At 63.2% G+C, this 6,233-nt stretch carries 4 protein-coding genes; 1 reads left to right on the top strand and 3 read right to left on the bottom strand.

Annotated features, from left to right (window positions below):
- Positions 1-1,854 (top strand): ATP-binding protein (locus AC1DYI_RS24015; protein ID WP_477206653.1); only part of this gene is annotated, 1,854 nt, incomplete at its 5' end.
- A gap of 167 nt (positions 1,855-2,021) precedes the next feature.
- On the opposite strand, the gene AC1DYI_RS24010 is transcribed toward AC1DYI_RS24015, so the two are convergent.
- From AC1DYI_RS24010 to AC1DYI_RS24000, 3 genes are all read right to left on the bottom strand, one after another.
- A complete protein-coding gene (locus AC1DYI_RS24010; protein WP_477206652.1) occupies positions 2,022-4,595 on the bottom strand; it encodes an EAL domain-containing protein in 2,574 nt (857 codons plus the stop codon).
- Positions 4,592-4,975, bottom strand: a complete 384-nt coding sequence (locus tag AC1DYI_RS24005) for a response regulator (protein WP_477206651.1) — start codon at positions 4,973-4,975, stop codon at positions 4,592-4,594. The genes AC1DYI_RS24010 and AC1DYI_RS24005 overlap by 4 nt, the downstream gene beginning before the upstream one ends.
- Positions 4,953-6,233 (bottom strand): ATP-binding protein (locus AC1DYI_RS24000; RefSeq protein ID WP_477206650.1); only part of this gene is annotated, 1,281 nt, incomplete at its 5' end. The genes AC1DYI_RS24005 and AC1DYI_RS24000, both read right to left, overlap by 23 nt.

Raw genomic sequence — 6,233 nt, 5'->3', positions numbered from 1 at the left:
AGCAAAGGCTTGGTGATCGCCCCTGCTTTCGGGCGTCTGACCGGCGCAGCGGTGCTACAGATTGTCCACCCGGTGCGCAGCAATAGCGGCGCCTTGCGCTACATGCTGGTGGCGTCGCTGGACCTTGAGCAGTTCGCTCAGACCAGCCTCAAAAGGACCGTCGGACCCGTGCCGCAACTGCTTCTGCTCGATCATCTCGGCACGGTCATGGTGTGGACAGGCACCCGGCCGGCATCGCAGCGCCCGGGGGTATCGATCGCCGGCTCGGCGCAGCTTCGCCTGGCCGAGGGCCTTGCCGATGGAGGTGTCGCTGAGCTGGTCGATGACGACGGCAAGGTGCAGATCTGGGCTGTCGCCGCAACCCAGACCGTACCGGGAACCGGGCTGCATGTGATGCTCGGGCTGTCGAAGGACGAATTGGTGKCCGACAGCCGGCGGCGCCTGCGACAGGATCTGTTGACACTGGCAGGCGTTGCCCTGCTGATGTTCTCCGGCGTGTGGCTGCTGACCGAACTCGGCATCCGTCGCCAGGTCGGCCGAATCACCACGATGGTCCGCGCGCTCGGTGCCGGGGACCTGGACGCGCGCATCGAGCTTCCCTACCCGCGTGGTGAGCTCGGTGGTTTGATGGCGGCGCTCAACAGCACCGGGGCCTCGCTGCAACGCCAGCGCGAAGCCATCGACGAGCTTGGCCAGCGTCTGCGCCAGGCGCAGAAGCTGGAGGCCCTGGGCACCCTGGCCGGTGGCATTGCACACGATTTCAACAACATCATCGGCGCCATCCTGGGGAATCTGTCGCTCGCGCATGAAGAGGCGCTGGCCGGCCAACCCACGCAGAACAGCCTGGAGCAGATTCGCCGCGCAGCGTTACGTGCAAGGGCGTTGGTTCAGAGCATCCAGGCCTTCAGCCGCGCCGATGCGCCGGCGCTGACGCCGCAGCTGCTGCAATCCATCGTCGAAGAAGTGCTGGCGTTGGTGCGGGTGTCGCTGCCAGCGGGCGTCCGGCTGAGCACGGAAGTCAACCCCAAGCCCATGGTCGTGCTGGCCGACGCCACTCAGTTGCACCAGGTGCTGCTGAATCTGTGCACCAACGCCTGGCAAGCCCTGCAGGGTGCGCCCGGCACCGTGACAGTGGGGCTCGACACTGTGGTGCTCGATGCCGATGCAGCGCACAGGCTGCCAGGCCTGACGGCTGGCCCGCATGCACATGTTTGGGTTAGCGACACCGGCTGCGGCATCGACGACGCCACCCGTGAACGCATCTTTGAGCCTTTCTTCACCACCAAGGGCTCGCGTGGCGGCACCGGGCTCGGCCTGAGCGTGGTGCACGGCATCGTCATCGCTCACCATGGCGGCATCGACGTGCGCAGCAGACTTGGCGAGGGCAGCACTTTCGAGCTGTACCTGCCACTGTGCACGGACGAGCCGCCGCTGGCGGACCCGGGCACCGCGGTCGCCGGCGACTCGGCGCGCCTGCCTGTCGGCCGAGGCCGGCACATTCTGTACCTCGATGACGACGAGGTGATGGCTGTGATGGTCGAGCGCCTGCTCGAGCGCGAAGGCTACCGCGTGAGCTGCCAAACCAGCGCCGAAGCCGCACTGGCTGCGGTGCGCGCCGCGCCATCGGCCTACGACCTGGTGGTCACGGACTTCAACATGCCAGAGATGTCCGGGCTCGCGGTCAGCCGCGCGCTCGCCGCGCTGAGACCGGGTCTGCCGGTGCTCATCATCTCGGGCCATATCTTCGAAGAACTGCCGGCCCAGGCGCGCCGGGCCGGGGTGCGCGGGGTGATCCGCAAGCAGCATCTGCTGGAGGACCTGGCTCCGGCCATCGCACGGGCGCTGTGCGGATAGTCAATGCGGGCGCTGCTGGAACAGCTCCACATGCAGTTGGAAGGTCAGACTCTCCTCGGCTACCAACGCGTCGATCAGCGCTACCTCCAAGGGTGGTGAATCCAGCCCTGCGCGCACTGCCTGGATCAGCTGCCCCACTTGGGGCGGCCCACAGCGAGACTCAGCGCTCAACGGAGAGCCGACTCAGCCACGTCCTCGCGGTGTTCATCTCGCCGACGCTGGGTGTCGTAGATCAAGGAGTGATGCCGGAAGGCTTCGCGCAGGTTGTCGCGCAATATGGCGTTGTCCCACGGCTTGGTGCAGAAGCGATGAATTGCCCCGCGGTTGATCGCTTCGATGATCGACTCCAGATCGCTGTAGCCCGACAGAACGATGCGCAGTGTGTCTGGGTACAGTTGCTTGACTTGCTCGAGGAAGACGTTGCCGCTCATCGCCGGCAAGCGTTGGCCGCTCATCACGACTTGCACCCGGTTCAGCGCCAGGAGTTCAAAGGCCTGGGCCGCGGTTGACGCGGTCAGGATGCGGTAGCCGTCCCGGCGGAGCAGGCGCTGCAAAGATGTCAGCACGGACGGGTCTTGGTCCAACAGCAGGAGCGTCTTCTGCGCAGTATGGGCGGAGTCATCGGACAAGGGTAGGCGCTTCTCTTCCGCCAGCATTTGCTCTATGACCTCCACCGGGGCAGCCCGGCTGAAGTAGTTGCCCTGAATCTGATCGCACTGATGCCGGCGTAGATAGGCCACCTGGGCCTCTGTCTCGACACCTTCAGCCACAACTTCCAGCTTCAAGCAGTGTGCCATGTGGATGATTGCCAGAGCGATGGCCGCGTCGTCGGCATTGCTCGTGATGTCGCGGATGAACGCAATGTCGATTTTTAGCTTGTCGATCGGAAAGCGGCGCAGGTATGCGAGGCTCGAATATCCGGTGCCGAAGTCATCGATCGAGATCTTGACCCCAAGCTTTCTGAGGTTCTGCATCGATTCGATGGTGCGTCCGGTGTTCGCCATCAGTGAGCTTTCGGTCAGCTCCAGTTCCAGCAGGTCAGCTGGAATGCCATTGTCGGCAAGCGCCTTCGCGACATCGGCGTCGAGATCGCCTTCGACGAACTGACGTCCCGATACGTTGACCGATATTTGAACCGGTCCGACCGCCGATTGCATCCAAGTCCCGATCTGCCTGCAAGCCGTTGCGATCACCCAGCTGCCGACGCGCACCATGAGCCCCGTCTCTTCGAGAAGCGGGATGAATGCTGCCGGTGACACCAGGCCATGTCCCGGCCTTTGCCAACGCAACAGGGCTTCGAGGCCAGCGATGCGCCCGTTGTCGAGCCGCACCTTCGGCTGGTAGTGCAACACGAACTCACCTTGATCGACTGCCTTGCGCAGTGCGCTTTCCAGGTCGAGCCGCGCCAAAGCGTCGATATTCATTTGTGCTGTGAAGAACCGGCTGGTGTCTCGCCCAGCCTGCTTGGCACGGTACATCGCCGTGTCGGCGTACTTGAGCAGGGTGTCGGAGTCCGACGCGTCCTCAGGGTGGACAGCGATGCCGATGCTCGCTGTGATTGCCACCTGGTGGCCATTCAGCTCGAACGGCGACCTCAGCATTTCGCGAATCTTGTTAGCGACGACTCCGGCGCCTTTCTGGCCGTCCGGTAGCAACAAGATCACCGCGAACTCGTCGCCGCCCAGGCGGCCGACCGTATCCCGGATTCGCACGCATTGCATCAATCGGTTGCTGAACTGGCGCAGCAGCTCGTCGCCGATCGTATGGCCGAGCGTGTCGTTGACGTTCTTGAAGTTGTCCAGGTCAATGCACAGCACGGCGATGCGCCAGTCCTTGTCGCAGGCCTGGACCAATGCCTTCTTCAAGGCCGCGTAGAACAGCGTGCGGTTCGGCAAACCAGTGAGCGAGTCGTAGTGGGCCAACTGATGCAGGCGCTTCTGGGCTTCACGGCGATCCGTGATGTCCCGTACGACTCCGACCATGGTCCATTCCGGGGCGCACCAGTGTGCGTGACGACGCACTTCCACATGAAGTGCTGAGCCGTCCTTGCAGCGGACTTCAGTCTCGATGAGCTCGTTCGTGTGGTCCCCGGCGATGATCCCGTCGTAAATGGCCGCCAACTGGCTTGACGATATCGAAGCGAGCTCCGACGGCCCCATCTCGATCAGCTCGTCCCGCGTGTAGCCGAACATGTTGGATGCCGTCGAGTTCACCTCAACGAAGCGCATCGTGCCGCGGTCGACCAGCATGATGGCGTCGGCCGTGGCGTCCATGGCAGCGCGAAAGCGTTGCAGTTCTGCCGTGCGCGCGCGCACCTGCTGCTCCAGCATCTCGCTCTGGTTCTGTAGCAGKTCACTGAGCGCCTTCAGGCGAAGCAGGTTACGCACCCGAAGCCACAGTTCGGTCCGGTCGACGGGTTTCGTGAGGAAATCTTCGACCCCAGCATCGAGCCCTGCCATGCGAGCACTTCGATCGATCTGGGCGGTGACCATGATGATCGGTATGTGTGCAGTCGCCGGATTGGCCTTGAGCACGCCAGCGACTGCGTTTCCATCCATCCCGGGCATCATGCCGTCGAGCAGGATGAGGTCAGGCGGCTGCTGCGCGACCGAGGCCAGCGCTTCCTCGCCGTTCACCGCACAGCGCGTCAGGTAGCCCTTGGGCCGCAGCAGCGCCTCCAGCAGGCGACGGTTCTGGGGCTCGTCATCGACGATGAGGATGGTGGCGGCGTGATCAGTCATGATGGTTGCATTCCGGGCTTGCAAAGGAGCGCATCCACGACGGCACGCAATTCGCGGTAAAGAAAAGGTTTGGCAAGGTACGCGTCGCAACCGGCGAGACGTGTCTTTTCCTGATCGTCCTTCATTGCCATCGCCGTCAGCGCGATGATCGGGACATTGGCCGTGGTGGCTTCCTGTTTGAGCAAGGCCGTGGCGGCAAGCCCGTCCATGCCCGGCAATTGAACATCCATGAGGATCAGTTGGGGCGGCTCGTGACGTGCCAGCGCAAGGCCAATCTCGGCATCGACGGCGCACAACACATCATGGCCAGCCTGGCGCAAGAACAGACAGGCCAGCTTCATGTTGGCCGGGTTGTCTTCAATAACCAGGATCTTGGCCATCGGGCGCCCTCTCCAAATGTGGTACCAACGCGCGCCTGACTTCGGCAAGGAAGCTGGCGCGGTTGAAGCCGGCCTTCTCGACGATGTGGATCACGCTGCCTGTGTTGCCGTTCAGCGCTGCACGATCCGACGCAGTGATCTGCTTGGCCGTCACCACCAGGATTGGAATACGTGCCGTGTGGGGGTCGCGCTGCAGCGCCTCAACGACATCAAAGCCACTCACGTCGGGCATCATCAGGTCGAGCAAGATCAGATCCGGCAGCAGTCGCTCGGCCAGCGTGATCGCTTCCCCGCCGCCGTAAGCACGCACCACTGCGTAGGCAGGCGCCGGCAGGAACGCTGCAATCACTTCCACAGCTTTCGGATCATCGTCCACGACCAGCACGGTGTGAGTGTTGGCGTCGCTTGGATGAAGGCCGAGCTTGGCCAGCGAAGCCTTGAGCTGCACACGGCTGATCGGCTTTTGAAGCACCGCGGCGGCCCCGCCGGCAAGCGCCATGTTGTTGTCCGCCAGGCCGGCCACGATCACCACCGGTACGTGGGCAAGCTCGGTGATTTCACGCAACCGCGACAGGAACTCCCAACCGTCCATGCCCGGCAATTGGATGTCCAACGTGATCAGGCTGAGCGTTTGCTGCGGCGCGATCAGCAGCGCGTCTTCGGCACTCGCAGCACGCAAGACGCTGAAGCCATCGGCCTCGAGCAGCAGACACACGAGGTCTGCAGCCTGGTCGTCATCCTCGACCACCAATGCGACACGGCTCTTCGGCCTGCCATTGCCGGCCAACGACTTGCCGCTGCCCGCCGGGACCAACGCCGGTGTCACCATTTTGCGCAACGGCAACCATGCTGCGAAGCAAGAGCCTTGACTCTCCGCACTGGCAACGGCGACGGTGCCACCATGCAACTCGGCCAATTGCTTCACCATCGCAAGGCCAAGCCCGGTCCCTTCGAACTTCCGCGAGAGGCTGCTGTCGATTTGACTGAAAGCCTGGAACAAGCGTGCCAGATTCTTCTCGGAAATCCCGATGCCGCTGTCGGACACGCAGATTTCGAGAAAGTCGCTGTAGTCACTATCGGCCAGCGCAAAGGCGTGCACCGGCCAATCGCCCGGCAACGTGCCGACCGTGCTTCGCGGAACCCGGCGCACACTCAGGACTACTCGTCCGCTGTTGCTGCTGAACTTGACGGCGTTCGACAGCAGGTTGTAAACGATCTGCTTGGTCTTGCGCATATCCAGCATCGGCAAGCCAAGGTC

This window comes from Ideonella sp. P3_A4 (assembly GCF_056403075.1).
This window is presented reverse-complemented; position numbering and strand designations above follow the sequence as displayed.

What these genes read in the sequence shown, in the direction of transcription:
- AC1DYI_RS24005 (WP_477206651.1), bottom strand. Translation starts at nt 4,975, where the DNA reads ATGGCCAAGATCCTGGTTATTGAAGACAACCCGGCCAACATGAAGCTG.